This is a genomic window from Streptomyces sp. NPDC048172 (assembly GCF_043202595.1).
Lineage (GTDB): Bacteria > Actinomycetota > Actinomycetes > Streptomycetales > Streptomycetaceae > Streptomyces.
Map to the genome: position 1 here is coordinate 1 of NZ_JBIDAT010000012.1, position 23,970 is coordinate 23,970.

23 protein-coding genes are annotated in these 23,970 nt (G+C 74.2%); 14 read left to right on the forward strand and 9 right to left on the reverse strand.

Going from position 1 to position 23,970, the window contains the following annotated elements; all coding sequences use genetic code 11:
- Positions 1-513, forward strand: a 513-nt coding sequence (locus ACGF3A_RS38580; protein WP_393735208.1) for an IS5 family transposase, incomplete at its 5' end; no start/stop codon positions are given.
- Here ACGF3A_RS38580 and ACGF3A_RS38585 read toward each other — a convergent pair.
- On the reverse strand, positions 467-1,159 hold the full coding sequence (locus tag ACGF3A_RS38585) for a nucleoside/nucleotide kinase family protein (RefSeq protein WP_393735209.1): 693 nt from the start codon (positions 1,157-1,159) through the stop codon (positions 467-469). The two genes, ACGF3A_RS38580 and ACGF3A_RS38585, sit on opposite strands and share 47 nt — an antisense overlap.
- A 153-nt stretch (positions 1,160-1,312) precedes the next feature.
- Between ACGF3A_RS38585 and ACGF3A_RS38590 the strand changes: the two genes are divergently transcribed.
- On the forward strand, positions 1,313-2,539 hold the full coding sequence (locus ACGF3A_RS38590) for a hydrolase (RefSeq protein ID WP_393735210.1): 1,227 nt from the start codon (positions 1,313-1,315) through the stop codon (positions 2,537-2,539).
- A gap of 7 nt (positions 2,540-2,546) precedes the next feature.
- Here ACGF3A_RS38590 and ACGF3A_RS38595 read toward each other — a convergent pair whose 3' ends face one another.
- Positions 2,547-4,637, reverse strand: a complete 2,091-nt coding sequence (locus ACGF3A_RS38595) for a beta-N-acetylglucosaminidase domain-containing protein (protein ID WP_393735211.1) — start codon at positions 4,635-4,637, stop codon at positions 2,547-2,549.
- A gap of 181 nt (positions 4,638-4,818) precedes the next feature.
- Between ACGF3A_RS38595 and ACGF3A_RS38600 the strand changes: the two genes are divergently transcribed.
- Positions 4,819-5,475 carry an HAD family hydrolase gene (locus tag ACGF3A_RS38600; protein ID WP_393735212.1) on the forward strand — a complete coding sequence of 219 codons (657 nt, stop codon included), beginning with the start codon at positions 4,819-4,821 and terminating at the stop codon, positions 5,473-5,475.
- A gap of 210 nt (positions 5,476-5,685) precedes the next feature.
- On the opposite strand, the gene ACGF3A_RS38605 is transcribed toward ACGF3A_RS38600, so the two are convergent.
- Positions 5,686-6,267 (reverse strand): GNAT family N-acetyltransferase, encoded by a 582-nt coding sequence (locus tag ACGF3A_RS38605; protein WP_393735213.1) that lies wholly within the window; start codon positions 6,265-6,267, stop codon positions 5,686-5,688.
- 103 nt (positions 6,268-6,370) lie between these two features.
- Here ACGF3A_RS38605 and ACGF3A_RS38610 point away from each other — a divergent pair, with 103 nt between their 5' ends.
- Positions 6,371-6,940: a GNAT family N-acetyltransferase gene (locus tag ACGF3A_RS38610; protein ID WP_393735214.1), complete on the forward strand. Its 570-nt coding sequence runs from the start codon at positions 6,371-6,373 to the stop codon at positions 6,938-6,940.
- Positions 6,941-6,947: 7 nt separating this feature from the next.
- Here ACGF3A_RS38610 and ACGF3A_RS38615 read toward each other — a convergent pair whose 3' ends face one another.
- Positions 6,948-7,730, reverse strand: coding sequence for a class I SAM-dependent methyltransferase (locus ACGF3A_RS38615; protein ID WP_393735215.1), 783 nt, complete (start codon positions 7,728-7,730; stop codon positions 6,948-6,950).
- Between the two features lie 233 nt (positions 7,731-7,963).
- Here ACGF3A_RS38615 and ACGF3A_RS38620 point away from each other — a divergent pair, with 233 nt between their 5' ends.
- Together ACGF3A_RS38620 and ACGF3A_RS38625 are read left to right on the forward strand one after the other, a co-directional pair.
- A complete protein-coding gene (locus ACGF3A_RS38620) occupies positions 7,964-9,211 on the forward strand; it encodes a sensor histidine kinase (RefSeq protein ID WP_393735216.1) in 1,248 nt (415 codons plus the stop codon).
- Positions 9,208-9,858 carry a response regulator gene (locus ACGF3A_RS38625; RefSeq protein ID WP_393735217.1) on the forward strand — a complete coding sequence of 217 codons (651 nt, stop codon included), beginning with the start codon at positions 9,208-9,210 and terminating at the stop codon, positions 9,856-9,858. The genes ACGF3A_RS38620 and ACGF3A_RS38625 overlap by 4 nt, the downstream gene beginning before the upstream one ends.
- A gap of 18 nt (positions 9,859-9,876) precedes the next feature.
- On the opposite strand, the gene ACGF3A_RS38630 is transcribed toward ACGF3A_RS38625, so the two are convergent.
- Positions 9,877-10,491 carry an MBL fold metallo-hydrolase gene (locus ACGF3A_RS38630; RefSeq protein WP_393735218.1) on the reverse strand — a complete coding sequence of 205 codons (615 nt, stop codon included), beginning with the start codon at positions 10,489-10,491 and terminating at the stop codon, positions 9,877-9,879.
- Positions 10,492-10,494: 3 nt separating this feature from the next.
- Positions 10,495-11,085 carry a TetR-like C-terminal domain-containing protein gene (locus ACGF3A_RS38635; RefSeq protein ID WP_393735219.1) on the reverse strand — a complete coding sequence of 197 codons (591 nt, stop codon included), beginning with the start codon at positions 11,083-11,085 and terminating at the stop codon, positions 10,495-10,497.
- A 103-nt stretch (positions 11,086-11,188) separates the two neighbouring features.
- Here ACGF3A_RS38635 and ACGF3A_RS38640 point away from each other — a divergent pair, with 103 nt between their 5' ends.
- Positions 11,189-12,421, forward strand: coding sequence for an MFS transporter (locus tag ACGF3A_RS38640; protein ID WP_393735220.1), 1,233 nt, complete (start codon positions 11,189-11,191; stop codon positions 12,419-12,421).
- A 20-nt stretch (positions 12,422-12,441) separates the two neighbouring features.
- On the forward strand, positions 12,442-13,242 hold the full coding sequence (locus ACGF3A_RS38645) for an alpha/beta fold hydrolase (protein WP_393735221.1): 801 nt from the start codon (positions 12,442-12,444) through the stop codon (positions 13,240-13,242).
- 9 nt (positions 13,243-13,251) lie between these two features.
- Here ACGF3A_RS38645 and ACGF3A_RS38650 read toward each other — a convergent pair whose 3' ends face one another.
- Positions 13,252-14,058, reverse strand: a complete 807-nt coding sequence (locus tag ACGF3A_RS38650; RefSeq protein WP_393735222.1) for a FadR/GntR family transcriptional regulator — start codon at positions 14,056-14,058, stop codon at positions 13,252-13,254.
- Positions 14,059-14,212: 154 nt separating this feature from the next.
- Here ACGF3A_RS38650 and ACGF3A_RS38655 point away from each other — a divergent pair, with 154 nt between their 5' ends.
- From ACGF3A_RS38655 to ACGF3A_RS38680, 6 genes are all read left to right on the forward strand, one after another.
- Positions 14,213-15,421, forward strand: coding sequence for a M20 family metallopeptidase (locus ACGF3A_RS38655; protein ID WP_393735223.1), 1,209 nt, complete (start codon positions 14,213-14,215; stop codon positions 15,419-15,421).
- Positions 15,418-16,860 (forward strand): aldehyde dehydrogenase family protein, encoded by a 1,443-nt coding sequence (locus tag ACGF3A_RS38660; RefSeq protein WP_393735224.1) that lies wholly within the window; start codon positions 15,418-15,420, stop codon positions 16,858-16,860. The genes ACGF3A_RS38655 and ACGF3A_RS38660 overlap by 4 nt, the downstream gene beginning before the upstream one ends.
- Positions 16,861-16,999: 139 nt before the next feature.
- Positions 17,000-17,791 carry an SDR family NAD(P)-dependent oxidoreductase gene (locus ACGF3A_RS38665; RefSeq protein WP_393735225.1) on the forward strand — a complete coding sequence of 264 codons (792 nt, stop codon included), beginning with the start codon at positions 17,000-17,002 and terminating at the stop codon, positions 17,789-17,791.
- A 24-nt stretch (positions 17,792-17,815) separates the two neighbouring features.
- Entirely contained in the window at positions 17,816-18,103 is a 288-nt protein-coding gene (locus ACGF3A_RS38670; RefSeq protein ID WP_393735226.1) for a DUF3311 domain-containing protein, read from the forward strand.
- Positions 18,100-19,611 (forward strand): sodium:solute symporter, encoded by a 1,512-nt coding sequence (locus ACGF3A_RS38675; protein ID WP_393735227.1) that lies wholly within the window; start codon positions 18,100-18,102, stop codon positions 19,609-19,611. The genes ACGF3A_RS38670 and ACGF3A_RS38675 overlap by 4 nt, the downstream gene beginning before the upstream one ends.
- On the forward strand, positions 19,608-21,938 hold the full coding sequence (locus ACGF3A_RS38680) for a penicillin acylase family protein (protein WP_393735228.1): 2,331 nt from the start codon (positions 19,608-19,610) through the stop codon (positions 21,936-21,938). The genes ACGF3A_RS38675 and ACGF3A_RS38680 overlap by 4 nt, the downstream gene beginning before the upstream one ends.
- A 287-nt stretch (positions 21,939-22,225) precedes the next feature.
- Here ACGF3A_RS38680 and ACGF3A_RS38685 read toward each other — a convergent pair whose 3' ends face one another.
- Together ACGF3A_RS38685 and ACGF3A_RS38690 are read right to left on the reverse strand one after the other, a co-directional pair.
- Positions 22,226-22,669 carry a DoxX family protein gene (locus tag ACGF3A_RS38685; protein ID WP_393735229.1) on the reverse strand — a complete coding sequence of 148 codons (444 nt, stop codon included), beginning with the start codon at positions 22,667-22,669 and terminating at the stop codon, positions 22,226-22,228.
- A 44-nt stretch (positions 22,670-22,713) separates the two neighbouring features.
- On the reverse strand, positions 22,714-23,898 hold the full coding sequence (locus tag ACGF3A_RS38690) for a damage-control phosphatase ARMT1 family protein (protein WP_393735230.1): 1,185 nt from the start codon (positions 23,896-23,898) through the stop codon (positions 22,714-22,716).
- Between the last annotated feature and the right edge of the window lie 72 nt (positions 23,899-23,970).

Below are 23,970 nucleotides of genomic sequence, written 5' to 3' on the forward strand. Positions count from 1 at the left end.
GAGGCACTGGGGCACTCCCGGGGCGGAGTGACCACCAAGGTCCACCTCCTGTCCGACGACCGGGCCCGCCCGCTGACCTGGCTCACCTCGCCGGGTCAGCGCGGCGACAGCCCCATGCTCATGCCCCTGCTGGAGAGCCTGCGCATAGCGCGGCGCGGGCCCGGCCGCCCACGCAGCCGTCCGGACCGCCTGCGTGGCGACAAGGCCTACTCCAGCCGCGCCAACCGTGCCCGTCTGCGGCGTCGGGGCATCAAGGCCACCATCGCCGAGCCCGACGACCAGCGGGACAACCGCAGACGCCGCGGACGAGAAGGCGGGCGCCCACCGGCCTTCGACCCGGCCCAGTACCGCCGACGCAGCGCGGTCGAGCGGTGCGTCAGCAAGTGGAAACAGTTCCGCGCGGTGGCCACCCGCTACGACAAACGCGACTACATCTTCAACGGCACCCTGACCGTCACCGCCATCATCATCTGGCTCCGCGACACCGTCCAAGAGCCATCAGAAACGAACTAGGGGCCAGCCGTACCCGCAGGTCGGCGGCCTCGCGGGTGCGGGCGACGACGGCGGCGTTGGCCTGGTCGGAGCCGTGCGCCCAGGCACGGGCCTCCTCCGGCGTCTTGCCGTACGCGTGATGGCGCGCGGTGAGGCGCCGGAGGCGTTCGTCCTCGGCCAGGTCGACGTACCAGGACTCGTCCAGCAGCGGGCGTACGGCCGCCCAGGGGCCCTCGGGGAGCAGCAGATAGTTGCCCTCCGTGACGACGAGGGAGACCTCGGGGCCGAAGGCGAGCTCCGCGGCGACCGACTCCTCGAACTCCCGGTGGAAGCGCGGCGCGTACACGGTCCCGTCCGTGCCGTCGGCGTCGACGTCGGCGGTGCGGAGCCGGGCGAGGAGCGCCGCGTACCCGGCGGCGTCGAAGGTGTCGGGGGCGCCCTTGCGGTCGCGGCGGCCGAGCGCGGCCAGGACCGCGTTCGACAGGTGGTAGCCGTCCATCGGCAGCAGCGCGGCACGCGGCCCGAGCCCCTCGGTGAGCGCGGCGGCCAGCGTGCTCTTGCCCGCGCCCGGCGGTCCCGCGATGCCGAGGACGGCACGCCCTGGACGGTCGAGGAGGACGCGGGCACGGTCGAGGAGGGCGCTCAGGGCTGTCGTCGTGTGAAGCACTGCCCAAGGTTCCGCCGCGTACGGGCCCACTGGCAAGCGCTCTGGGGGTTATCCCGTACGCGACTTCTGGTGCTGGCCCACATGGACCCGCGTTCCCGCGTTGAGCAGCATGGACGCATGACATCGCAGCGCTCTCGACGCTCTCAACGGCACGTGTCCCGCCGCGCCTTCGCCCTCTCCGGGCTCGCCGCGGCGGCCGTCAGCTTCACGACGACCTCCGGGTGGTCCTCCGGCGCGGCCACGGCGGCCGGGCGCGGCGCGGGGGTCCGCGTCCGGCTGCCCGCACCCACGGGCCCGTACCCGGTCGGCACCACCGAGCTCCGGCTCGTCGACCGCGCGCGCCGCGATCCGTGGGTGCCCTCGCGGCCGTACCGCGAGCTGATGGTGAGCGTCTGGTATCCCGCGCTGCGCACCGGCGGGCACCCGCGCGCCCCGCACATGCGGCCGGAGGCCGCGGCGCGCTTCTCCACCGACCGGGCCCCGGGCCTCGGCGTCCCCGACGGCACCGTGGACTGGGCGGCCACCCGCACCCACGCGCACGAGGACGCGCCGCCGGACCCACGCCGGGGACGGCTGCCGGTGCTGGTGTACGCGGCGGGCGCCGGCGACCCGCGCACCTGGGGCACGGTCCTGGTCGAGGAGATGGCGAGCCGCGGCTATCTGGTGATCACGGTGGACCACACCTACGAGTCGCCCGCCGTGCGGTTCCCCGACGGCCGGGTGCTGGACAACGCGCCCCTGATGAAGGCCATGGAGGAGGCCCAGAAGAACGACACCGTCGTGGAGCTGCTCGGCAAGCTGCTGCGCGTCAGGACCGCCGACTCCCGCTTCGTCCTGGACCGGCTCGACGCCCTCCCGCACGGCCTGTCCCGGCTGGCCGATCCGCGCCGCGTCGGCTTCTTCGGCCAGTCGGCGGGCGGCGTCGCGTCCGCGCAGGCGATGTACGAGGACGGGCGGATCGCCGCGGGGATCAACCTGGACGGCACGCTGGAGCTGAACCAGGAGCCCCAGGGCACCAACCTGCTGCCCGTCGCGCGGCACGGCCTGGACCGGCCGCTCCTGCTGATGGGCAGGGCGGGCAGCGACCGCAGGACGGAGCCGTCGTGGCGCGCGTTCTGGTCGCACACCAAGGGCTGGCACGGCAACCTGACGCTCCGTGACTCCAAGCACCAGTCGTACACCGACCTCCAGTCCCTGCTGCCGCAGGCCGGGCTCCCGGAGAAGACGGTGCGCAAGGAACTCGGCACCGTGGACCCCGCCCGGGCCACGGCGGCGAAACGGGCGTACGTCGCGTCCTTCTTCGACCACTGGCTGCGCGGCGACGACGACCGCCTGCTCGACGGCCCGTCCCCACGCTTCCCGGAGATCGAGTTCGTGTGACCCGGCGCTACTGTCCGTCCGTCTCCTCGCGGACCTTCGTGGAGAAGTCCTCCAGGAACGGGTCTCCGAGCTTCACCGGGCCCACCTGGTGGTGCTCCTCCGGGTCGACGGTGATCTCCGAGGCGGCCTTGACGGCCTCGTCCATCGCCGCGCGCTCCTTGGCCGCGCCCGCCTCGTCGCCGTCCCGCAGCGCGGTCAGCGCCCGCAGGCCGTGCCGCAGCGCGGCGCCCCACAGCTCGGTCGCGTCGAGCCAGTGGCCGGCGTCGGCGAGGAAGAAGCGGTCGGCGACGCCCTCGCGGAGGGTCGCGGGTGCGTGGGCGAGGTCGTCGGCGACGGGGCGCAGCTCGCGCAGGGCGCCGTCCGGATCGCTCGCGTACCGCTTCCAGAACGACTCCAGCTGCCCGCTCAGCACCGGCGACTGCGGCTGCCAGGGCGTGTCGCCGAAGGTGGGCGCCGCGTGGTTGAGGTCGACGAAGAGGCGCAGCGCCTCGGTGGTGCGCGCGTCGCCGCCCGCGAGGTAGCTCGCGGCCTGTTCGCCGGAGCGGTCGCGGTCGTAACCCTGGTCGTTCCAGGCGAAGTCGGCGATCGTGAAGACGGCGAGCTTGCTGGCGGCAGCCTGGTTCATGGGGTTGGAGACGAGTCCGCTGACGTTGCCGGACAGGCCCCGCTCGCGCTTGTCGTAGGGGGCGAGGAGCAGCCGTCCGCGGGTGTTCGCGAAGTCGTTGACCGGATAGTTGTCCCAGACGAACACGTCGCGGCCGAAGAGCTCGGAGGCGCGGGCCGCCTGCGCCTTGGTGATCTCGGGCGGCACGACGTCGGTGCCGGTCCACATGATCTCGATGCCCTCGTCGAGCTTCTCCCTGAGCACCTTCTTGTACGCGCTCTCGGCCAGGTCGCCGTACTCGGTGGGCACGGTCTGCAGCGGGTGGGTGCCCTCGTGGGTGGCGACGAACTCGCGCTGCACGGCGTTGAGCAGGCCCACCTGCGCCTCGGCGGCCGGGCCCTTCCCGGGCTCGCCGAACGCCTCACGGTCGGCCTCGCAGTTCCACTTGGTGTAGCTGATGTCGTCCAGCGGCACGGAGAACGCGCGCACCCCCAGGTCGTAGACCGACTGAAGCTTGGCGACGAGCGCCTTCACGTCGTCCGGGTCCGAGTAGCAGATGGAGGTGCCGGGCGAGAGCGCGAAGGTGAAGCGCACATGGTTGGCGCGGGCGCGGTCCACGAGCTGGCCCAGCTCGGCGAGCTTGTCCTCGGGGTAGGGCTCGCGCCACTTCTCGCGGTGGTACGGGTCGTCCTTGGGCGCGTACACATAGGTGTTGGACTTGACGTCGCCGAGGAAGTCCATGTGGTCGAGGCGCTCGGCGGCCGTCCACGGCGGGCCGTAGAAGCCCTCGATGCTGCCGCGCAGCGGCATGGCCGGGCGGTCGCTGACGGACGCGCCCGCGACGAGCCGCGGCGTCCGCTCCCCGCCCTGCTCCCCGCCGTGCGCGCCGCCGTGCTCGCCGTCCCCGCCGCCTCCGCCGCCTCCGCGGATGAGCTGACGGAACGTCTGCACCGCGTAGAACTGCCCGGCCGCGTCCGTGCCGCCCAGCGCCACGGTGCCGCGCCGCGCGTCGCCGTCGTCACGCCGGACCCGCAGCCCGTACGCCTCGGCACCGTCCGGGACCTCGGTGCCGCGCAGCGCCCGTGCGATGTCCTCGCGCCCGGCCTCGCCCAGCAGGACGGTGAGCGCGGCGCGCCCCGAGGGGCGGGTGCGGACCTCGGGGTCGCGCACGCCGTGCGTGTGCAGCACGTCCGTGAGGAGCCGCCGCGCCGCCTCGTCCGTCTTCCGGCCGACGACGATCTCGGTGTCGGCGGCGAGCCGCACGTCGGCGCCCGCGCGGCTCATCCGCCGCGGCGTGGGCGAGACGACGGGCAGCGGGTCCTCGGAGCGCGCCTCCTCCGCGCGCCCGTCCCGCCCGTCCCGTCCGTCCCGTCCGTCCTCGGAAGAGCGTGCCGACGAGGAGGACGCGGCGGAGGGCAAGGCGACCGCGGGCGCCGCGGCGGCGAGAAGCGCGAGCGCGACGAGCGCCGCGTACGGTCTGGCAACTGCTGACATGCGGAGTCTCCCGGAGGTGTACGCCGATGAGTGCAGCGGACACCCTTCAGCGTCTGTGCCACCCAGGGGCCCGTCAAGGCCCATGCGGCCCCCTTGTCTCCCTGGTCACCGACGGCGCCTCCGGCGCGGGGTAGGGTCACGGGCGGTTCCGCGACGTACTGGTGTGCGAGGGGTTGAGAGAGTGAGCACGGGCCTGCTGGACGGTGTCGGGCTGGTCGTCTTCGACTGCGACGGCGTCCTGGTGGACACGGAGACGATCGGGCCACGGGTCCTCTCCGCGATGACGACCGAGCTGGGCTGGCCGCTCAGCCCCGACGACATCCGCCGCCTCTTCCTGGGCACCTCGGAGCCGTACCTGCTGGCGGAGATGCGCGCCCACGCCACGGAGCCGGTGCCGGAGGGCTGGCTCGCCGAGTACCGGGCACGGCTGCGCGCCGGGTTCGACGCGGCCCCGCACACGATGCCGCACGTGCGGGAGATGCTGGACGCGCTCGACGCGCGCGGCCTCCCGTACTGCGTGGCCTCCAGCGGCGCGCACGAGCGCATCCGGCACTCGCTGACGGCGACGGGGCTGTGGGACCGGTTCGCCGGGCGGGTGTTCAGCGCGGAGGACGTCGCGCACGGCAAACCGGAGCCGGACCTCTTCCTGTACGCGGCCGAGAAGTCCGCCGCCGAGCCGGGCGACTGCCTCGTGGTCGAGGACAGCCCGGCGGGCGTCACCGCCGCGCTGTCCGCCGGAATGCCCGTCGTGGGCTACGCGGGCGGCCCGACCCCGGCGGAGTGGCTCACGGAGGCGACCCGCGGCGTCCTGACGGACCTGCGCACACTGACGAGGTGACGCCGACTTCCCGCCCAGACTGAGTGTGGCTGCTGGGCAGGGGCTGCCCCTGCCTGTGTGTCGCAGACCGCGCGTGCGTTGTGGTTGCTCGCGCAGTTCCCCGCGCCCCTGAGGCCTCAGGGGCGCGGGGAACTGCGCGCTCAGCCACGACGACAGCCGCAGCCTGCAACCCGCGGCACGGGGCACCCCCTGCCCAGCCCTGAGACGGCGTCAACCCTTCCAGTCGCGGGCGAGGATCGCGTAGACGCACTCGTCGCCCCAGCCGCCGTCCGCACCGAAGTGGTTCTCCACCAGCCGTGCCTCCTGGCGCATCCCGAGGCGCTCGCACACCCGTACCGAGCCGGTGTTGGCCGCGTCGAGGCGGGCGAAGAGCCGGTGGACGTTCAGCGCGTCGAAGGCCAGCGCGGCCAGCGCGTGCGCGGCCTCGCTCGCGTAACCCCGGCCGCCGTACGCCGGGTTGAAGATCCAGCCGATCTCCGCCTGCCGCTCCCGCGCGCTCGCGAGCTTCAGCACGACCTCGCCGATGACGCCGGGCGCGTCGGGGCCGTCGGCGCGGCACACGGCGAGTACGAGGTCGTCGCCGTCCGCGGCCCACGCCGTGCCGGACGCGCTGCCCGCGAGGGACTTCGCGCACTGCTCGCGGGTGAGCGGGGGCCGGAGAAGGTAGCGGGCGACCTCGTCCAGGCCCTGGTAGGCGTGGACGTCGTCGAGGTCGTCCGGCGTGAAGAGCCGCAGTACGAGCCGCTCGGTGACAACGGGCAGCGGTACGGGCGGTGTTGACGCTGGTGTCACGACGGCCATGGAACCCCCACTTGTCCTCGGGCAGACGATCCGGTCAGCCTAGACGATCACTCGCACCGTTGTTCGCCCCTGGCTGGCGCATTACCGTTCGCGCATGAACACGACCCGCGGCCCGGACCATGACGACGACGACGGCCTGCGGCTGCGGCCGTTCGCCGAGGACGAGCTCACGGTGCTGGACCGGATCCGCGCCGAGCCCGGCGCTTCCGGCTCCTTCCAGTGGTTCGGGTGGACCGACCCCGAGGCGTGGCGGCGCCAGTGGGCGGAGGACCGGCTGCTCGGCCGCGACCAGGGCAAGCTGCTCGTCGTCCGGGGCGCGGAACGCATGGGGCTCGTCTCCTGGCGGCGGATCGACATCAACCCCCTCACCCACTCGTTCTGCTGGAACATCGGCATCGTTCTGCTGCCCGAGGCGCGCGGCCGGGGAGTGGGCGCCCGCGCGCAGCGGATGCTGGCCCAATACCTGTTCGCCCACTCCCCCGTGACCCGCGTCGAGGCGGACACGGAGGCGGAGAACACGGCGGAGCGACGTGCCCTGGAGAAGGCGGGCTTCACCCAGGAAGGGGTGCTCCGCAGCATCGTCTTCCGCGACGGGCGCTGGCGCGACGCGGTCCTCTACAGCATCCTGCGCCACGAGATCGAGGACTCCGAAAAGGAGAGCTGACGCCGTCTCAGCCCTGTTCGCCGTGGGTGACGCGGATCTTGGACTGGCCGTGCGGCAGCTTCTCCCAGTCGGCCATGAAGCGCGCGGCGAGCCCGTGCTTCTCCGCGAGCGCGGTCAGGGTCTCGGTGCGGTAGTAGAAGTCCTCGCGCAGCACGTGGTGCTCCTTGCCCTCCGTACGGTCGAAGGTGAAGTCGAACCAGCCGCCCGGCGCCAGCACCCGGCCGATGTTGGCCAGGCACTCCTCGATGACCGGGAGCGGCGAGTGCGAGAAGACGCTGTGCGCGTGCACCACGTCGAAGTGCGCCTCGGGCAGGAACCGCAGCGTCAGATCGCGTACGGGCGTGAGCGTGGGCAGCCGGTCCTGCAAGCCCCTGGACACCATCGTGTCCTGCGCGGACATGAGGATGTCCGGCGAGATGTCGACGCCGTGGTAGTTGCCGGGTTCGAGGTGCCGGATGAAGCGCCAGCCGCCGCGCAGATTGCCGCAGCCGATCTCCAGCATCCGGTGCTCGGGGCGCAGCCCGTGGCCGAGCAGGTAGTCGAACTGCATCTCCCCCAGCGCGAGCCACCGCTCGTGGTTCCGGCTGCCGACGGCCGCCTCAGGGTCGGCCCTGGTGTCGTGCCGCATGACGGCGCGGTAGTACGAGACGTGGTCGGGCGAGCGGTAGCGCAGCCAGGTGTCCCGGGCCGTACGGGCCATATGGCGCGGCACCCGCTCCGGATGACGCAGCGCGTAGGCGATGCGGTGCCCCAGAGCTGCGCGGTTGACGGTCACGTTCTTGGCCGGCACGGGTCTTCCCTTTCGACGGGTGCTGCGGGTCCTGCGGGTCGTGCCACCAGCGTGTCCGTACGACAGGCATACGTACGGGACCGTCGGGCTCCGGCGGGGCGACGCTTCGACGCGGCGGATTCAGCCGGTTGGGTGTTGCGCAAACCCGTCTGGAACGCTAGGCACCCCGGACAGTCCGGAACAGGTGGGTACGTGGGTACGTCGGCGGCGGCGGAGGTGCGGAGGTGCGGAGCATGAGCGGGGCGAGGGACTCGGACAGCCGGTGGCTCACGGCCGTGCTCGACGTCGCGTTCTTCCTGCTGCTGGGCTCGTCCCTCGTCCGGTTCCTCTCCTACGACTCCCACGACCGGGGCGACGGGCGTACGGGGTGGACCGTGGCCCTGTTCGCCCTCTTCGGCCTGCTGTACGCCCTCGGGCGGCTGCTGGCGCCCGCGCCGCGCGCCGGGGCCCGCCCCACCGCCCGGCATCTGGCCTGGCTGGGCGGGGTGTCGGCGGTCTGGGTCGTCCTGCTGACGCTCGCGCCGAGCGCCACGTGGTGTGCGATGCCGCTGCTCTTCGCCGGGCTCCACGCGCTGCCCGCGCGCATCGCCGTGCCGGTGGCGGCCGGGCTGACGGCGCTGGTCGTCGCCTCCCAGATACGGGTCTCGCCCGGCGCGATCAACCCCAACATGGTGGTGGCCCCGCCCGCCCTCGCCGCGGTCGCGGTCGCGGTGCTCGTGCATCTGCAGCGCCAGACGGCCCGGCAGCGCGCCCTCATCGACGACCTGATCCGCACCCGCAGGGACCTGGCCGCCACCGAACGCCGCGCGGGCACGCTGGCGGAGCGGCAGCGGCTGTCCTCGGAGATCCACGACACCCTCGCGCAGGGCCTCTCCAGCCAGCAGATGATGCTGCAGGCCGCCGACCGCGTCTGGCGGGCCGACCCTGACGCCGCGCACGCGCACGTGCGGAACGCGGCCGAGGTCGCCTCCCGCAGCCTCGTCGAGGCCCGCCGCTTCGTGCACGACCTGGGCCCCGCCGACCTCGCGGACGGCACCCTGGCCGAGGCCCTGCGCGCACTCGCCGCGCGCGAGACGACCCTGGAGGTCGTCTTCCGCCTCGACGCCCCCGGGACCGGCCCCACCGGCCCCGCCCTCCCCGCACGGGCCGAGGCCGCGCTGCTGCGCATCGCGCAGGGCGCGCTGGCGAACGTACGCGAGCACGCGGCGGCGACCCGCGCCGTCATGACGCTGACCGTTCTCGACGACGAGGTCTCGCTGGACGTCGCCGACGACGGCCGCGGCTTCACTCCGCCCCCCGGCGCGGAACGGGAGCGCGGGCACGGGCTGCCCGCCATGCGGATCCGCGCCCGGCAGCTCGGCGGCACCCTCACCGTGGAGTCGGCGCCGGGCGAGGGCACGGTGGTGTCGGCGGCCCTCCCCCTCGTACCGGAAGCGCCCCCGGAAGCACCGCCGGGAACCCCGAAGGAGACAGCGGCATGACCGTCGAACCGCCCGCGCCGATACGGCTCCTGCTCTGCGACGACCACGCGGTCGTACGCGCGGGGCTGCGTGCCCTGCTCTCCAGCGGCGAGGGCATCGAGGTGGTCGGCGAGGCGGGCAGCGGCGAAGAGGCGCTGGCCATGGCGGCACGGCTCGGCCCCGACGTGGTGCTGATGGACCTTCAGCTGGGCGACGGCATGGACGGCGTGACGGCCACCCGGCAACTGCTGGCGGCGCCGGGCGGGGAGAAGGCGCCGCGGGTGCTCGTGCTCACGATGTTCGACACCGACGCGGACATCACCCGCGCCATCGAGGCGGGCGCCACCGGCTACCTGCTCAAGGCCGAACGGCCCGAGGAGCTCTTCGCCGCGATCCGCGACGCCGCCTCGGGCCGCACCGCGCTCTCGGCACCCGTCGCGGACCGGGTCCTGGCCCGGATGCGCAGCCCGCGCCCCGACCTGTCCGAGCGCGAACGCGAGATCCTCGGTCAGCTGGCCCAGGGCCTGGCCAACCGCGAGATCGCCCGCGCCCTCTTCCTCAGCGAGGCCACCGTCAAGAGCCGCCTGCGCCGCATCTACGACAAGCTCGGCGTCGACACCCGTACGGCCGCGGTGGCCACCGCCAAGGAACAGCGCCTGCTCCCGTAGCTCGTGGCGGCGGTGCCTTCACGCCGATTCGCCGGGCCGCAGATACCGGTAGCCGCAGTCGGTCTCCTCGGTGAGCCAGCCGTTGACGCTGCTGAGGCCGCGCTCGTTGAGCTGCGCGTCATGGATGGCGAACGCCCGCCGGGGCGCGACCGCCCTGACGAAGTCGATCGCCTCCGCCGTCTTCATCCACGACCCCTGGACCGGCACGAGCAGCGTCCCGACCGGCTGGTCGGGAACGTGCAGCGCGTCTCCGGGGTGATAGACCTCGTCCTCGATGACGTAGCCGAGGTTCGCGCAGTCCGGCTGCCCCCCGTAGATGGACGCGTGGCGACCGCCGACCGCCCGGACGCGGAAACCGCCCGCCTCGAACCTCGCCCCGGAGGACACCCGGGTCACCTCCAGCCCGGGGAGCCCGGGGAGCCCGGGAAGGTGCGCCTCGGCGGGGGCGTGGACCGGCACTCCGAGGCCGGCCAGGCGGAGTACGTCGACGTGATCGGCGTGCTCGTGCGTCACCAGCACGGCGTCCGCACCGGCCAGGGCTGCGGGCTCGCTCCACGTCCCGGGGTCGATGACCAGGACGCGGCCGTCCTGTTCGAGCCGCACGCAGGCGTGGGTGTACTTCGTGATCCGCATGGTTCAGCTCGCGGGCTGGTCGGTCAGGAGGTGGGTGACGAGGGTGCGCGTCCACTCGGGGGTGAGGGGGAGGTCGGTGAAGACGGCGCGGTAGTAGAGGGGGGCGAGCAGGGCGTCCGTGGTGCGTTCGAGGGTGGGGGGCTCGCCGTCCCGCGCCTGTTCCCGTTCGAGGACGGCTTCGAGCTGCCGCTGACGTTCGCCCCGGCACGCGGCGGCGCCCTGTTCGCCGCCCGTGCCGATGGTGGCGCGCACCAGGGCGAGGGTGTCCGGGTCGCCGAGGTCCTTGGCCAGGTCGGACGCGTACCGCTCCAGGTCGCCGCGGAGGCTTCCCGTGTCCGGGACGACGATGTCGCCGGTGAAGCGGCTGGTCGTGACGTCGGCGAGGAGCTCGCCGACGGAGCCCCAGCGCCGGTAGACGGTCGTGGCGTGGACGCCCGCGCGGGCGGCGACGACCGGGATCGTCAGCGCGTCGCCCGCCTCGTCGGCGACCAGCTCCTGGACGGCCCGGTGGACCGCCGCGCGGACCCGCGCCGACCGGCCGCCGGGCCGACTGCCGGAGGGGGGAGCGGGAGGGGTGGGGCTCGGAGTGGGCATGGAGCCAGTATCGCACTGATCGCTGCTTTTATACTGCAGCGATCGCTGCGTTTGTGGTACGTTCCGGCGGAGCCGTTAACGCAACGATCACTGCGAGGCCGCCATGTCCGCCCCACCCGCCGCGCGCGAGCCGTGGAAGGGCGCCTTCCCCTCCGTCGCCGCGATCCTCGTCCTCTTCCTGGCCGCCTCCAGCGCGCCGTCTCCGCTCTACGTGATCTACCAGCGGCAGTGGCACTTCACGGCATGGGTGCTCACCGTCGTCTTCGCGCTGTACGTGGTCGGCCTGCTCGGCTCGCTGCTCGTCGTCGGAGCGCTCTCGGACCACCTCGGCCGACGGCCGGTGCTCGCGGCGGCGATCGCGCTGGAGATGGTCGCGCTCGTGCTCTTCTACGTCGCCGGGGACGTGGTCGTCCTGTCCCTCGCCCGCGTGCTCCAGGGCATCGCGACCGGGGCGGCGACGACCACCGTGAGCGCCACGCTCGTCGATCTCGAACCGCCGCACGCCCGTGGGCGCGCGGGCGTCTTCACCTCGGTGTCGCCCCTGTCCGGGCTCGCGCTCGGCGCGCTGGGCTCCGGCGTGCTCGTGGAGTTCGCCCCCGCGCCCACCCGGCTCGTCTACGCGCTGCTGTTCGGCGGCATGGCGCTGGCGGCGGTGGCCGTCGCCCTGCTGCCGGAGACCTCGCGGCGGCGCCCGGGAGCCGTCGCCTCCCTGCGGCCGCGGGTCGCGATGCCCGCGCGGCTGCGCGCGGACATCGTGCCGGTCGTCCCGGCCATGGTCGCGAGCTGGGCCCTGGCCGGGATGTACCTCTCGCTCGGGCCGTCCGTCGCGGCCGAACTGCTGGGGCTGCACAGCAGGCTGACCGGCGGCGTCGTCGTGACGCTCCTGGCGGGCACCGGCGCGCTCACCGTCGCCGTGCTCCGCACCCGTCCCGCGACCGCGCTGCTGGCCCCCGCGTCCGCGCTGCTCGGGCTCGGCACGCTGGTGTCGCTCGCCGGTACGGCCGGGCACCTGGCCTGGCTCGCGGGGCTCGGCACGGCCGTCGCGGGCGTCGGCTTCGGCGCCTCGGTGCTGGCGACGTTCGGCACCTTCGCGCGGATCGCCGCACCGCACGAGCGCGGCGCGGTCTTCGCCCTGGCCAACATCATCAGCTACCTGGGCAACAGCGTGCCCGCCGTCCTCGGCGGCATCGCCGTCACCGCCCTGGGGCTGCGGACCGCGACCGAGATCTACGCCCTGGCGATCGCCCTGATCGCCTTCTCCGCCCTCGCCCTGCGCCTGAACCAGCTACGCCGGATACGCGCGCGACGCAGCGCCACCCTCGCCCCGTGCGAGTGAGCCCCCTGAGGAGAGTGACCATGACCGACAGCCCCGCGAGCAACCGTGAGACGCGGCGCTCGGACCACACCACCATCCGCTACACGGCCAGCGGCCCGGCCGACGGCGAGGCCGAGGGCCCGGCGCTCGTCCTCGTGCACGGCTGGGCGTGCGACCGTACGGACTTCGACGCGGTGACCGCCCATCTCCCCGCCCACCGGCGCGTCCTCGCGGTCGACCTCGCCGAACACGGCGCTTCGCGCTCGACGCGGGACGTGTGGAGCATCGAGGAGTTCGCGCACGACGTGGCGGCGGTGCTGGAGGCCGAGTCGGTGGACTCGGCCGTCGTCGCCGGGCACTCCCTCGGCGGGGCCGTCGCCGTCGAGACCGCGCGGCTCCTCCCCGGCACGGTCACGCGGGTGGTCGCCCTGGACGCGCTGATCTATCCGGCCCTGTTCCCCGCGCAGAGCGAGGAGCGGACCGACGCGGCGGTACGGGCGTTCCGCGAGGACTTCCCCAGGGCGGTGCGGGGCCTGGTCGAGGGAGGCTCACCGGCCGGGTTCGACCCGGCCCTCAAGGACGCGTACACCGCGCGGATGTCCGCCGTACGGCAGCCCGCCGGAACGCGCGCCATCGAGGGCCTGGTGCGCTGGGACATGGACGCGGCGCTGGGCGCGGTGGAGCAGCCGGTCACCGTGTTCGCGGTGCGCGAGCTGCTGGCGCGCGAGGCCGTGGACCGCTACGGCGACCGCCTCGACATCGTGCCCGTCGACCTGGGCAGCCATCACTTCCCGGTGGAGGCGCCGCACGCCACGGCGGAGCTGCTGGCCCCACTCGTCTGAGCGTTCCTCTCAGTCGTCCAGCGCCGCCTTCAGCAGCTCCCGTTCCCCGGGGGCGACGAACTCCGCGTAGTGCTCGTACAGCGCCCGGCGGCCCAGGTGGGCCGCGCGGTGGGCGTCGCCCGTACGGAGCGCTTCGAGGACCTGGCGGTGGTGGGCGACCGAGCGGCGCATCCACTCCTCGGCCGCCGCGCCGGACTCCGCGAGCCTGCCCTCGATCACGCCGACCACGGCGTCGTGCACGGCGCGGGCGCAGAGCGCCAGCAGCGCGTTGCCGCTCGCCTCGGCGACGACGCGGTGGAAGTCCGCGTCGGCCTCGCTGAAGGCGTGCGGCCGCGTGGCCGCCGGCTGCGCCAGCTCCTCCATGCGGTCCACGAGGGCCGTCAGCCGGGCGAGGTCGTCCTCGGTGTGCAGGCGGGCCGCGAGGCGGTAGCTCTCGGCCTCCAGGACCATCCGGAACTGGACCAGTTCGCCCAGGCCCGACAGATGGGAGCGGGCGAGCCGCCCGAGGGCCTGGCTGAGGTTGTCGGGCGAGACGCCGAGCACCTCGGCGCCCTGCGGATCGCCGGGCCGGGAGCGGATGAGGCCGGAGGACTGGAGGACGCGCAGCGCCTCCCGGATGGTGGAGCGGCCGACGGCGAACTGCTTGACCAGCTCCCGTTCGGCGGGCAGCCGGGAGCCGGGCGGGAGTTCGCCGCCGAGGATGCGCTCCTCGATCTGCTCGGCCACGCGCTGATAGGCGCGTACCGGCTGGATGGGTTCGAACGGCACGCGCCCCGCGCCGCCCGTACTCGCCTCTGAGTCCGTATCCGTGGACATACGGCCAGGCCCCCTCTTCTCGTCTCCGCGTGGCTTCCTTGCGGGCTCCCTCGCGCTGCCCCCTTGACCGACGCCGCAGCGTACGCGCAGAGTACGGAAGATCTTCTGGTCTGACCAGTTGCCTGGCCTTCTGGACAGGGGACTTGGAGGTTCTATGCAATCCGCCGTCGACACGGACGCGGCCGTCTCCCTCACCCAGGCCCTGGTGCGGCTGCGCACCGTGAACGCCGAGGGGGCCGAGGCCGTCGAACTCCCGGCGGCGACGCTGGTGTCCGAGCTGTTCACCCGCTTCGGCTGGGAGCACACGGTCACGGAGGTCGCCCCCGGCCGCCCCAACGTCGTCGCCGTGGTCGAGGGCGGCGGAGGCCCCGGGCCCACGCTGATGTTCGAGGGCCACACCGATGTCGTCACCGAGGGCGACCCGGCCGACTGGACCGTCGATCCGTACGGGGCCGAGATCCGCGACGGCAGGATGTGGGGCCGGGGCACGGCCGACATGAAGTCCGGCGTCGCCGCGATGATCTACGGCGTACGGGCGCTGGAGCAGGCGGGCCCCTTCCCGGGCCGGGTCGTGCTCGGCGTGCTGGCGGACGAGGAGGGGATGATGCTCGGCGCCAAGGCGTTCGCCGCCTCCCCGCTCGCCGCCGGGGTCGACGGCGTCATCGTGTGCGAGCCCGAGGGGTACGAGGTCTGCACCTCGGCACGCGGCGGCATCCGGCTGCGGCTCGATCTCGCGGGCGTCATGGCGCACGGCGCGATGCCCCAGGAGGCCCGCAGCCCGATCGCGGCGGGAGCGCGCATCGTCACGGCGCTGGAGGCCGTGCAGGCGTGGGCCGTCGAGCGGTACGGCACGCATCCGCACGCGGGCTCGGTCACCGTCACCCCGACCGTGCTGCTCGGCGGGGACCCGGACCAGCTCAATGTGATCCCCGCGCACGGCGTCGTCGGCGTCGACGTGCGGACCATCCCCGGCACGCGCCATTCCGAACTCATCGCGCAGATCCGGGAGGCCGCCGAGGACGCCGCCGCCCCGTTCGGCGTCGGCGTGTCGCTGACGGTCGTGGACGACCGGCCCTCGATCGAGATCGCCGAGGACCACCCGGTCGTCACGGGCCTGGTCGCGGGGCACACGGCGGTGCACGGCGCGCCGCCCGCGTTCGGCGCGGTGCCGGGCACGACGGACGGCACGATCCTCACGCGCGACGCCGGACTGCCGACGGTGGTCTACGGTCCGGGCGGCAAGTGGATCGCCCACCAGAAGGACGAGTTCGTGGAGGTGCGCGAGATCGGCGAGTACGCCCGGGTGTACGCGGAGGCCGCGCGCCACTTCCTCACCCACGCCCCGGCGGGAGGCGCCCGGTGACCCTCCTCTCTTTCCCCGCCGGACTGCCCGTCGGTGACGGCTGGGTGCCCGCGCCGGGCACGGCGACGGTGACGTTCCCGTACGACGGGAGCGCCGTCGCGGCGGCGCCCGTCGGAGACGAGGCCCTCGCCCGGCGCGCGGTCGAGCACGCGGCGTCGCTCCGCCGTACGGTCGCCAAGCTGCCGACGCGTACGCGCAGGGCCGTGCTCTCCGGTGTCGCGGACGCGCTGGCCGAGGTGTCGGAGGGCATGGAGGACCTGCTCGTCCTGGAGACCGGCAAACCGCGCGCCGACTGCCGTACGGAGGTGACGCGTGCCGTCGCCACCTGGCGCGCGGCGGCGGACGAGGTCGTGCACGTCCACGGCGAGACGGTGCCGCTGGACGGGCTGCCGTCCGGGGACGGCATGACGGGCTTCTGGACACGGCGCCCTGTCGGGGTGGTCGTCGGGATCGCCGGGTTCAACTACCCGATGATGCTGGCCTCCCACAAGATCGCCCCGGCGCTGGCCGCCGGGTGCCCGGTCGTCGTGAAGCCCGCGCCCGCGACGCCGCTGGCCACGCTCTGGCTGGTCCATCTGGTGCGGGGCGCGCTGGAGGCGGCGGGCGCCCCGGCGGGCGCGGTGCAGCTGGTGACCGGGGACGCGGAGGTGGGCCGTACGCTCACCACGCACGAGGCCGTGGCGGCCGTCTCCTTCACCGGCTCGGCGGCCGTCGGCCACCGCATCGCGCGGGACGCCGCGCCCCGCAAGACCGTCCTCGAACTCGGCTCCAACGCCGCGCTGGTCGTCGCCGCCGACGCCGATCTCGACGCGGCGGCCGACGCCGTCGTGCGCGGCGGCTACTACGCCTCGGGGCAGGCCTGCATCGCCGTGCAGCGCGTCATCGCCGTCGCGGAGATCGCGGCGGAGCTGGAGCGGAGGATCGCCGCCCGGCTGCCCGCCGTCACGGTCGGCGACCCGCGCGCGGAGGACACGCGGGTCGCCGCGCTCATCGACGAGGCCGCCACCGCGCGCGTCCTCGCCTGGATCGAGGACGCGCGGGCGGCGGGCGCCCGGGTCCTCGCGGGCGGCACGCGCGAGGGGCGCTGCGTGACCCCGACGCTGCTCGCGGACGTCCCCGACGGGCAGCCCGCCTGGGACGAGGAGATCTTCGGCCCGGTCGTCTGCCTCCGTACGGTCCCGGACCTGGACGCCGCCTTCGAGACGGTCAACGCGAGCCGTTACGGATTGCACGCCGCCGTCTTCACCCGCGCCCTGGGCCCCGCGTTCCGCGCCCTGGACGAGCTGGACGTCGGCGGCGTCGTCGTCAACGAGGTCCCGGGCTACCGCTGCGACGTGGCCCCGTACGGCGGAGTGAAGGACTCCGGCATCGGCCGCGAGGGCCCCCGCTTCGCGATCGAGGAACTGACGGTGACGAGGATGGCGGTGATCAGGCCGTGACGAGCGCGTCCCGCCTGAAGGCCACGCCGAACCGCCCGTGCCCGGCGAGCGCACCGGGCCAGGCAGGGGCGGTGGCCACCCGGCCGCGACAGCACACACGACAAACCGCGCAGGGCGCGGCGAGGAAAGGGGTGACGAGATGACCGGCGTGGACTACGCGAAGCTCTTTCGGCTCGACGGGCGCCGCGTCGCCGTCGTCGGCGGGGCGGGTGGCATCGGGCGGGAGGCGGCGCGGGCGCTCGCCGCGCAGGGCGCGGAGGTGCTGGTCGTCGACCGCGACGCGGAGGGCGCGGCGGAGACGGCGCGGCTCGCGGACGCCGAACGGGACGGCTTCGCCTCCCCGTACACCCTGGACGTGCTGGACGAGGGCGCCGTGCGCGCGGCGGCCGAGGCGTGGGGGCCGCTGGACGGGCTCGTGGCGACCGTCGGCGTCAACGTCCGCAAGCGGATCGCGGACTACTCGCTGGAGGAGTTCGACCGCGTCGTGGCCCTCAATCTGCGGGCCCACTTCTCGCTGCTGCGCGCGGTCGCGCCCGGCATGGCGGAGCGCGGCGGGGGCAGCGTCGTCTCGTTCGCGTCGATGCGCGCCTTCCAGGTCGAGCCGGGCCAGGGCGTCTACGCGGCGTCGAAGGCGGGCCTCGTGCAGCTCCTGCGGACGGCGGCGGCCGAATGGGGGCCCAGCGGCGTCCGGTTCAACGCGGTGGCGCCCGGCGTCGTCCGCACCCCGCTCACCGACCAGATCGCCGCCGACCCCGACTGGTACGAGGCGTACGCGCAGGCGTCGGCGCTCAAGCGGTGGGCGCGCGCCGACGAGATCGCGGGCGCCGTCGTGTACCTGTTGTCGGACGCCTCCACCTTCGTCACCGGGTCCGTCCTCACCGTCGACGGCGGCTGGACGGCCGTCGACGGGCGCTACGACCCGTCCGTCTGAGTCACACCTTCAAGGAGCCCCCCCATGCCCGACGACGATCCGCTCGACGGCCTGCCCAGAATCCGCGCGCCGCGCCCCGCCCTCTGGCTGCTCCTCGTCCCCGCGGTCCTCTACTGCGCCGCGCCGCTCGTCGCGAACCGGGTCGAACCCCGCGTGCTGGGCATGCCGTTCCTCCTCGCCTGGGTGATCGGCGCGACGGTCGTGAGCCCGCTCGTCATCTGGCTCGCCGCCCGGCTCGACCCGGCGTACGCGAAGGGCTCCGTCGAGCCCCTGCCCGTCGACGACCACGAGGGCACGGAGGGCGGACGATGAGCGGGTCGGCGGCGATCGCCACGACCATCTTCGGGCTGGCCATGGTGGCCACGCTCGTCATCGGCGTGCTCAGCGCGCGCGGCCGGGACAAGGGCATGGCCGAGTGGTCGGTCTCCAGTCGCGGCCTCGGCGTGCTGTTCATCTGGCTGCTGATGGCCGGTGAGGCGTACACGAGCTTCTCTTTCCTGGGCACGGCGGGCTGGTCGTACTCGTACGGCGTGCCGATCCTCTACCTCGTCGCCTACCTCACCGTCGGCTACGCGGTGGCGTACGTCGTGGGCCCGGCGCTGTGGACGTACGCGAGCAGGCACAAGCTGCTCTCCATCGCGGACATGGCCGAACACCGCTTCCGCTCCCGGCCCGTGGGCATCCTGGTGGCGGTCTGCGCGACGGTCTTCCTCGTCCCCTACATCCAGCTCCAGATCCAGGGCATGGGCGTCGTCGTCAACGCGATGACGTACGACGCGGTGGACCTGAAGGTCGCCGCGGTCGTCTCGTTCGTCGTGGCGGAGGCGTTCGTGCTGGTCTCCGGGCTGCGCGGCTCGGCGTGGGTGAGCGTGCTGAAGGACCTGCTGGTGATCTCGGCGGTGGCGTTCCTCGCGGTGTGGATCCCGTTCCACTACCTCGACGGGCCGGGCGAGCTGCTGGACCGGATGGTCACGGAGAAGCCCGAGTGGCTGACGTTCCCCGGGCACGCCTCGGGCGGGCTGAACGGCACGTGGTTCGTCAGCACGCTGCTGCTGAACGCCGTCACGATCTCCATCTTCCCGACCACCGTGGCCGGTTACCTCTCGGCGCGGAACCCGAACGCGCTGCGCCGCAACGCCATCCTGCTGCCCTGGTACCAGCTGCTGCTCTTCATCCCGATGATGGTCGGCGCGGTCGCGCTCTTCGTGGTGCCCGCGCTGGGCAACCCGGACCTGGCGCTGTTCCGGCTGGTCACCGACTCGCTGCCCTCCCCCGTCGTCGCCGTGATCGGCGTCGCGGGCGCGCTGTCGGCGATCGTGCCGATGAGCGTGTTCATGCTGGCGATCGGCACGCTGTGCGGGCGCACCCTGCTCGGCGGCGGCAACGGCGCGGACCCGCGCAGCCCCGCGCGCGAGCCCGTACGGCCCGGCGACGCGCGGGACATGCGCGTCAAGCGGCTCTCCCAGCTCGTCTGCTTCCTCGCGGGCCTCCTCGCCCTCGGCGGCGCGCTCTTCTACCCCAACACCCTGGTGGAGCTGTCGGTCCTGTCGTACGAGGGCCTGGCGCAGCTCGTACCGCTGGCGCTGCTGTCGCTGTATTGGCGGCGGATGACGGCCGTGGCGGGCGTGGCGGGGATGCTGACCGGGCTCGCGGTGGTCTTCCTGCTGTGGGGCACGGACAACGACCCGTATCACGGCGTGAACGGCGGCGTGATCGCCCTCGCCGCGAACCTCGCGGTGACGGCGGCCCTCACGTACGGACGCCCGTCCCCTTCTGTGCCGCCGCGCGAAGAAGCGCTTTCGACGAAGGAGTCCGCGTGAACGAGACGCGCTACGAGGTCCCCGGCCTGGAGGCCCCCGTCGAGATCCTGGTCGACCGCTGGGGCGTGCCGCACCTGTACGCGGCCTCGCGCCACGACCTCTTCCTCGCGCAGGGCTTCAACGCGGCCCGCGACCGGCTCTTCCAGCTCGACCTGTGGCGGCGGCGCGGACTGGGGCTGCTGGCCGAGGTGTTCGGCGCGGAGTACGTCGCGCACGACCGCGCGGCGCGGCTCTTCCTCCACCGGGGCGACATGGCCGAGGAGTGGGCGGCGTACGGGCCTGGGACCGAGGAGATGACGCGCGCGTTCGTGGCGGGCATCAACGCGTACGTGGCGCTGTGCGAGGCCGAACCCGGCCTGGCGCCGCCCGAGTTCGGCCTGCTCGGCTACGCGCCCGCGCGCTGGGACGCCGAGGACGTCCCCCGTATCCGCAGCCACGGCCTCGCCTACAACCTCCAGGACGAGGTGGCCAGGGCCCGCACCCTGCGCGACTTCGGCCCGGAGGCCGAGGAGCTGCGCAAGGTGCGGGAGCCCGCGCCGCACGCGCTGCGCGTGCCGGAGGGCCTGGACCTGTCGGTGATCCCGGACGACGTGCTGCGGGTGTACGAGCTGGCGACGGTCGCCCCGTGGGCGGCGGGAGCGGCCCCGCGCCAGGGCCTGGACGGCAGCAACAACTGGGTGCTGGCCCCCTCCCGTACGGCCACGGGCCGCCCCCTCCTCGCCAACGACCCGCACCGCCCCGTCTCGTTCCCCTCCCTCCGCTACCTCGCGCATCTGACGGCGCCGGGCCTGGACGTGATCGGCGCGGGCGAACCGGCGCTCCCCGGGATCTCGATCGGGCACAACGGGCGGATCGCGTTCGGCCTGACGATCTTCCCCGTCGACCAGGAGGACCTGTACGTCTACCGCACCCGTCCGGGCGCGCCGCGCGCGTACGCGTACGGCGGCGGCTGGGAGGAGATGGATACGGTCACCGAGACGATCCCCGTGCGCGGCGGCCCGCCCGTCGAGGCCGAGCTGTGCTTCACCCGGCACGGGCCCGTCGTCCGCGAACTCCCCGAGCGGAACGCCGCGTTCGCGGTCCGCGCGGCGTGGCTCGGCCCCGGCATGGCCCCGTACCTGGGCAGCGCGGGGTACATGGGCGCGGAGAGCGCCGACGCGTTCACGGACGCGATGCGGCGATGGGGAGCGCCGGGCGAGAACCAGGTGTACGCCACGCCCGACGGCACGATCGGCTGGCGCCCCGCCGGCCGCGTCCCCGTCCGCCCGAACTGGGACGGCACGCTGCCCGTCCCCGGCGACGGGCGGTACGAGTGGGCGGGCTTCCACGACCCGGACACGCTGCCCACGGAGCGCGACCCGGAACGGGGCTGGATCGCGACCGCGAACGAGATGAACCTGCCGCCCGGCTACCCGAACGACACGCGCACGGTCACGTACGACTGGTACGCGCCCACCCGCCGCGCGCGCGTGGCGGAAGCCCTGTCGGCGCACGACGGCTGGACGGCGGAGGAGTGCGTACGCCTCCAGAACGACTACGTCAGCCTCCCGGCGCGGGCCGTCCTGCCGATGCTGGCGGGCCTGCCGGGCGACGGACCCCGCGTCCGTACGGCCCTCGGGCTGCTCCGCGACGGGGGCTGGGACGCGTCGCTCGACGCGGACTCGGCGGCCGCCGCGCTCTTCGAGATCTGGTACCGGGGCCATCTGCGGCCCGCGCTGCTGCGCCAGGCGCTGCGTCCGCTCGTCCCGGCGGACCGGCTGGAGGAGGCGGTGACCCGCGTGCAGCCGCCGGAGGCGGCGTCGGGAGACGCGCGGGTCGACCTGGAGCTCTTCCCGCTGGCGACGCCCGAGCTGCTGACGGCGACACTGGGCGAGGCCGTCGCCGCGGCGGAACAGCTGCTCGGGCCCGACCCCGCCGCCTGGTCCTGGGGCACCCTGCACCGCGCCCACCTCCGCCACCCGCTCGCCGACCGGCTGGGCGACGCGCCGTGGACGTCCCTCGGCCCCGTGCCGCGCGGCGGCAGCGGCGACACGGTGGGCGCCACGCCGTACCTGCCGGAACCGGACTTCCGGCAGGCGGGCGGGGCGAGCTTCCGCATGGTCGTGGACGTCGGCGCGTGGGACGAGTCGCTGGTCATGAACTCCCCCGGCCAGTCGGGCGACCCCCGCTCCCCGCACCACTCCGACCTCTTCACGGACTGGGCGACGGACCGCGCCTTCCCGCTCGTCTACACCCGGGAGCGGGTGGAACGGGAGACGAGGGCGCGCCTCGTACTGGCTCCTGCGGAGCGCCAGGACCGGGGCGGCACTGCGCGTCGGAGCACGTGACCGGTCCCGGGGATCTCCGTCCGAGCGCCTGACGGTGCTTCAGCCTGCGCTCCGGTGCCGGGTAGGGGCTGCCCCTTCTCGTGCGCTGCGGACCGCGCGTGCGCTGTGGTTGCTCGCGCAGTTCCCCGCGCCCCTGAAGCAGCCCCTACGGGGCGCTTCGGGGGCGCCTCCGGGTGCCCCATCAGGGGCGCGGGGAACTGCGCGCCCAGCCGACGCGCGTCCGCAGCCCGCGAGGCACGGGAAGGGGCAGCCTCGTCCCGGCCCCGGCACCGGGCGCATCGCCTCTGCTAGCGCGCCCACCGGCACCGGCGTGACGGGCCCTTCCGGGCCCGTCGGCGCCTGGCAGCCCCCGCGACCGCCAGCAGCCCGCCCATGACCGAGGCGTTCTTGAGGAACTGGACCTGCTGCGCCTCGCGCGCCTGTCCCTCCGGGTGCTCCCAGAACGCGTGGGCCGACAGGGTGGTCGGCACCAGCGAGCCCGCGAGGGCGAGGGCCGCCAGCCGAGGGGCCTTGCCCGTCGCCAGCAGGACGCCCGCGCCGACCTGGACGGCGGCGTTGAGCCGTACGAGCTGTACGTCGTCGTCCGGCAGCGCCGGGAGCGTGGCCCGCGCCCGGTCCAGGAACGGCGCCGCCACCTCGGCCTTCGGACCGGGGTCACGCAGCGAGTCGAGCCCCGCGCCGACGAAGAGCGAGCTGAGCAGCGGACGGGCGACCAGATGGAGCAGGGGCATGACGGTCCTCTGGGAACGTGGGGGAAGACGTGCCTCCCGCCATGTCACGCGCCTCCGGGCGCTCCCGCAACCGGAGCCCGCACAGCCCGCACCTGGATGAGCGCGTGCGCCCCGTTCGTACGCCATGCGGGGTCGGAGGCGTCCAGCGCCTCGGCCGTCTCCGCCGTCAGGCCCGTCGCGACGTCCGACTTCAGGGTGCGCAGCGCGGCCACGGGCCCCGGGAAGTACGCGGTGACCTCGGCGAACGGCACCGTCGCGGGCCAGTGCCGGTCGCCCACCAGGCGGCGGTAGTTGAGGTCCCCCTTCAGGATCGTGAGCGACGAGGCAGCGAAGTCGGCGCACAGGTCGTCGGGCATCTCGGCGTAGCCGAGCGGGGCGCAGAAGAAGGGGTGCGCGTCGAGGGTGAGCCGCCCGTCCTCCAGGGCCCGCCACAGCAGGTGCCCGGCCCGGCCCGCCGCACCCGGCGCGGCGGCGATCCGCCGCAGGGTCGCGAGGACGTCGGCGGTCGTCGCGTCGGAGACGTAGTACGGGTGCGGCTTGACGTGCAGCGTGAGCGCGGACGCGCGGCCCGCGCCCAGCAGATGGGCGGCGAGCAGCAGATCGGGGATCAGCTCGCGGCCCGCGTTGTCGGCGACGAGCGAGACGCGCCCCCCTCGGAGGAACGGGCGCAGGGCCTCGCGCTCGTCGGCGACGAGCGGACGGTCCCCGCCGCTCTCGTCTCCGGTCAGCAGGAACCCGAGGTCGGCGCGGTTGCCCCAGAGCGCGGCGAGCAGCAGCGCGTCCGTACGCTCGTCGACCAGCGCCTGGTCCAGCGCGTCGAGCGAGGCGAGCTGCTCGTCGACGGCGTCCCCCGCGAGCTCCGCGTCCTTGAACGGCCCGAACGGGTCGATGCCGCGCCACGCCCCCTCCGGCGCGTGGTACCCGACGGCACCACGCAGCCGCCGGTAGAAGTAACTCTCCGCCCAGAGGAACGGCGCGTCGGTCCACCGCTTCCCGTAATGCCCCCGGTCCCACTCCCCGTTCCAGAGCGCGGCGCCGGGCGCGTCGTCGGGCAACGGCGCCATGGGCCCGTGCAGCGTCTCGTCGAGCAGCGCGTCGAGTGCGGCCCGCTGCTCGGGGCCGAACGGGAAAGCGTCCTTGAGCCGTTGGAAGAGTGCCGGGTGCCGCTCGTGCCACACCCCGTACGGAAAGCCGTCGGGGTCGCTACTCGTGATCTCCGGCGCCGCCATGCCCCTGACCTTACGTGTGCCGCCGTGACTGATCAGGGGCTGCCCCTGCCCGTGCGTCGCAGACTGCGGCTG